Source organism: Rhodococcus sp. ARP2, from assembly GCF_001029585.1.
Taxonomy (GTDB): domain Bacteria; phylum Actinomycetota; class Actinomycetes; order Mycobacteriales; family Mycobacteriaceae; genus Rhodococcus_F; species Rhodococcus_F erythropolis.
This window is the reverse complement of the sequence record NZ_LEKE01000015.1, coordinates 1-4,058: the sequence shown is the minus strand read 5'-3', so window position 1 is coordinate 4,058 and position 4,058 is coordinate 1. Positions and strand designations below refer to the sequence as shown.

Genomic DNA, 4,058 nt, shown 5'->3' with positions numbered 1-4,058 from the left:
CGATGGTGGCGGTGCGGCCGAGTTCGGTGATGGAAAGCCCACCGCCGCGACCACGCCTGGTTGTGACGATGCCAAGCTCACCGAGCCGTGTAACCACCTTGGTGGCATGGGAGTACGACACGTTGAGCTGCTGCGCAACATCCCGGGTACTGGGGGAGGCATCCGCGTCGAGTACGGCCAACCGCATGACGACGCGCAATCCCAGATCGGTGAACTGCGTCAATTGCATGATCTGAACCTACATAATTCGCATCTGAGATGACTATTTATGTGAGGGGGATCTCGAGGGGTCCCAACCAGGGCGAACGGTACGTTCGGAGCCTCCAGTGCGCTGAACGTACCGTTCGCTCAGAGTCGGGCGGCCGAACCCCCGGCAACGACGCCGAGAAAATGGGGTGCTCGCCAACCTCGCGCCGCAAAGTCGCGGCTCACCGACGCGATGACCTCCGCATGACTTCCTTCCGGAACCAATGCGATGGCCGAACCTCCGAATCCGCCGCCGGTCATCCGCGCACCGATCGCGCCGCCGCGTCGTGCTGCGGCAACGGCGACGTCGAGTTCTTCACACGAGACCTCGAAGTCGTCGCGCAACGACGCGTGAGAATTGTCGAACAGCTCCCCGACGTCGCTGAATCTGTTGCTGCGCAGAAGTTCTGCGGTCTTCCGTGTCCGTTCGATCTCGGTCACGACGTGCCGTGCCCGCGCCCGGAGGATCGGGTCTCGCACTGTCTCGGCTTGGTCTGCAGAAGCCTCTCGCAAGCTGCCGACGCCGAGAGCTGCTGCTGCATCGACGCATTGAGAGCGTCGCAACCCGTACTGTCCGTCTGCGAGCGAGTGTTTGACCCGAGTGTCGATGACGATCAGTTCGTACCCCGCACCGTGGAGTTCGAAAGGGATGGGTTCGGTGGATCCGTCCAGGCAGTCCAACAGGAGCGCAGTCGAGGGTCGGGCAAAGAGGGCAATGGTTTGATCCATCCCACCGGTCGGTGCGCCGACGCCGTCGTTCTCCGCCCGGATGCATATCTGTACCAGCTCATCGCGGGTGAATGGTGAATCGTGAAGTTCATTGACGGCCAACGCAACCGAACAGGTGAGGGCAGCGGAACTCGACAGCCCGGCCCCGACCGGTACCGACGAGTCGACTGCCAGATCGATTCCTCCGAGCGGGAGGCCTCGGCGCGCAAGAGACCACAGAACGGCTGTGGGGTAGGCGGCCCATCCTGCTGCGATGTCGCCGAGGGGCCCGGTGTATGTCTCGTCGGATTGCCGACTGTGCACGCGGACGACCCCGTCGGTGCGCAGTGCGACGGCAACCAGCGTTCGCTGCTCGAGAGCGACCGGTAGGCACAATCCACCGTTGTAGTCCGTGTGTTCACCGATCAGGTTGACTCGACCGGGTGCCGCCCAGGCTCCGGTTGCCGGATAGCCATAGGCGTCGCGAAACTGTTGGAGCACAGATTGTTTCGAGACGGTTTCCACTATTTCAACTCCCGTAGGCGGGCCGCGACTGCCTCGGGAATGGTGTCGTTCACCCAGGCGCCCATGGCGGACTCGGACCCGGCGAGGTATTTGAGCTTGCCTGGTGCGCGCAAGATCGAGAACAGCTGAAGATGCAGTCGACCCAGAGGTCGGTCGATGCGGACGGGAGCTTGGTGCCAGGCCGCGATGTACGGTACCCGATCGACGCCCGGATAGAAGCGATCGATACGGCGCAGGAGATCTTGGTAAACGACCGCAAGCTCTTCGCGCTCTTGGTCGTTCAACGAGGGAAGGTCCGGGACGTCTCGGTGCGGTGCCAGGTGAATCTCGATGGGCCATCGTGCGGCGGTCGGGACGTAGGCGCTCCAGTGGTCGCCGTCGTAGATCAACCGGGTCCCGTCCTCGCGCTCGAACGCCAGAACATCGGCGAGCAGTGAGCGACCGGTGCGCTCGAAGTGTTTGTCCGCCTGCGTCAACATCGATCGGGTGCGTGACGTGACATACGGGTATGCGTAGATCTGTCCGTGTGGATGGGTGAGTGTCACCCCGATTTCTTCGCCGCGGTTCTCGAAGCAGAACACCTGTTCCACAACCGGATCCGCCGACAACTCTTCGGTCCGAGAAATCCATGCACCCACAATCGTACGCATGCGTTCGAGTGGAAGCTCGCCGACGGACGCCGTGTGATCGCTCGAGAAACACATCACTTCGCAGTGGCCGACAGCTGGGCGATCGCCCACACCGTCTCCGGGACCGTCAATGGCTTCCTCGGGCGCCGCGGCAAAGCTCGGAAACCGATTCTCGAACACCGCGACGTCGTAGTCTCCGTCGGGTATCTCTGTGGGCGTGCGTGTTTCGTTGGTCGGGCACAACGGGCATTCGGCGGCGGAGGGGAGATGTGTCCGTGTCATGCGATGCGAGGCCATGGTGATCCACTCCCCGGTGAGAACGTCGAACCTCATCCGAGACGAGTGGTCGATTGCCGGCAATTCGCGGGAATCTCGCGCAGAGTGGGCGCGGGTACGGCCGGCATCGTCGAAGTAGAAGATCTGACGCCCGTCGGCGAGGGTACGACGGGTCGGATCCTGCTTGGGTGTCATGCGTCGACTTCCCATTCCAGAACACCCTTGCTGACAACGGGTTTCCACACTCCGATCGTGGATCCTGTTTCCAGCGCTGCGGCATGGGCGCCCAACATGACCGAGATGGACGCCCAGATCGGACCGCCGTTGTCAGTGGCGTCCGACGCATACTCGGTCACACAATGATGGAGTGCGCCGTTGCGTGTGTCCACGAAGTAGTGGTACTCGTCCAGCCCGGCAAAGGGAACGAACGAGGGGATGAACATGGTTGCGGTAGTGCCTGCGTCGCGTTGATCGTGTCGATCCATCTCGTCCTCGGCGTAGAGGTCCGGATTCTCGTAGATCGTCTCGTCCCACGTTTCGAGCAGAGTGAGTCGAACTTCGGTTGCGACGTCGATGGGGTAGAAGAACTTGTCGGGAAGCACGCTGCCGAGAAAGAGCCCGGTCCGGTCGTCGTGGGTCAGGCTGCCGTTGTGCACCCGATACAGCTCGCGAAGTTCGTGGGGCCACGTGACGCCGGTCGACGCTTCGAATTCCTCGATAACGGCGTCACCGAGCCCTGGCTGAAACGCTGCAGCCGTCACCGGTGCGTGTGTACGGCACCACGCTTCGATTCGGCTCCATTCGTTTGCAACGCTCATGGGCTTTACGATACGTCCGAGTCAGGACCCGTGAATCAGGTACTGCAGTGTGTCCACGAGCTTTCGGTCCGAAGCCTCGGACTTTCGGCCGGTGATTCCCGATCGGAGAATTGCGGAACCCTCGAGTAGGCTCACGATGGTCTGCGCTGCCGCGCCCAGGTCCGCCGCATCCAGATCCGGTTGTGCACACGCAACAGCGCGCTCTACGTGTGCGATGTACTGCGCGTAGAAGTCTCGAACCACGACCGCCACTTCTTGGTCCGCCGCCGCAATGGCCCATACTTCGACGTACAGACGCACCGTGGCCTGGTTGTCTTGTTCTCCGAGCAGGACTCCGATGAAGTGTTCGGATTCCTCACGGGAAAGACTCTGATCCGTATCCGTGACGACGGCAAGGCGATCCAGTGAGCGGGTCAATGCCCGTGACATGACTGCGCGGATGAGATCTGCACGGGTGGGATAGTAGTGCTGAAGGTGCCCCACCCGCACTCCGGCTGCGGCTGCGAAATCGCGCATCGCCGAGTTGGCATTGCCCTGTGTGGCGAGGACCTGTTCTGCTGCGTCGAGAAGTGCTTCCGCGCGGGCGGCGCCCTTGGAGGGGGTCATGCCCGCAATACTGCCACCCCGAAGCTCTCCAACTCGGAGACGGTGCGGCGCGGGTTCGGAAGCGACTCGGGGAAAGCGACTCCAGGCTGGGCATCGTCGGCCAAGGCTTGTCTGACGGCAAGCGCGCCGCCCACCGCGGTGAGGTGAGCTTGGCCCTGCGGGTCGACGATTGTTGCGCTTGTCGTGCCGCTCGGGCCGGTGACGTCGATGCGTACTTGCGCGCTCCCGCCCTTGCCAGGCGAGTACAGGA

Annotated in this window: 5 protein-coding genes and 1 pseudogene; all 6 read right to left on the bottom strand. The window is 62.7% G+C overall.

Annotated elements, in window-relative coordinates; genetic code table 11:
• The coding region (locus tag ABX74_RS03020; protein ID WP_047888192.1) for an RrF2 family transcriptional regulator at positions 1-229 on the bottom strand (229 nt) is incomplete at its 3' end.
• A 119-nt stretch (positions 230-348) separates the two neighbouring features.
• Entirely contained in the window at positions 349-1,479 is a 1,131-nt protein-coding gene (galK, locus tag ABX74_RS03015; RefSeq protein WP_053061976.1) for a galactokinase, read from the bottom strand.
• The gene (galT, locus tag ABX74_RS03010; protein WP_047888191.1) at positions 1,479-2,579 is read right to left on the bottom strand and encodes a galactose-1-phosphate uridylyltransferase; all 1,101 of its coding nucleotides are present in this window, start codon (positions 2,577-2,579) and stop codon (positions 1,479-1,481) included. Before galT ends, galK begins: the two co-directional genes overlap by 1 nt.
• On the bottom strand, positions 2,576-3,202 hold the full coding sequence (locus ABX74_RS03005) for an SMI1/KNR4 family protein (RefSeq protein WP_047888190.1): 627 nt from the start codon (positions 3,200-3,202) through the stop codon (positions 2,576-2,578). The genes galT and ABX74_RS03005 overlap by 4 nt, the downstream gene beginning before the upstream one ends.
• A gap of 21 nt (positions 3,203-3,223) precedes the next feature.
• Positions 3,224-3,808, bottom strand: coding sequence for a TetR/AcrR family transcriptional regulator (locus ABX74_RS03000; protein ID WP_047888189.1), 585 nt, complete (start codon positions 3,806-3,808; stop codon positions 3,224-3,226).
• A pseudogene (locus ABX74_RS02995) lies at positions 3,805-4,058 on the bottom strand (saccharopine dehydrogenase); the annotation flags it as partial. The pseudogene ABX74_RS02995 and the gene ABX74_RS03000, both read right to left, overlap by 4 nt.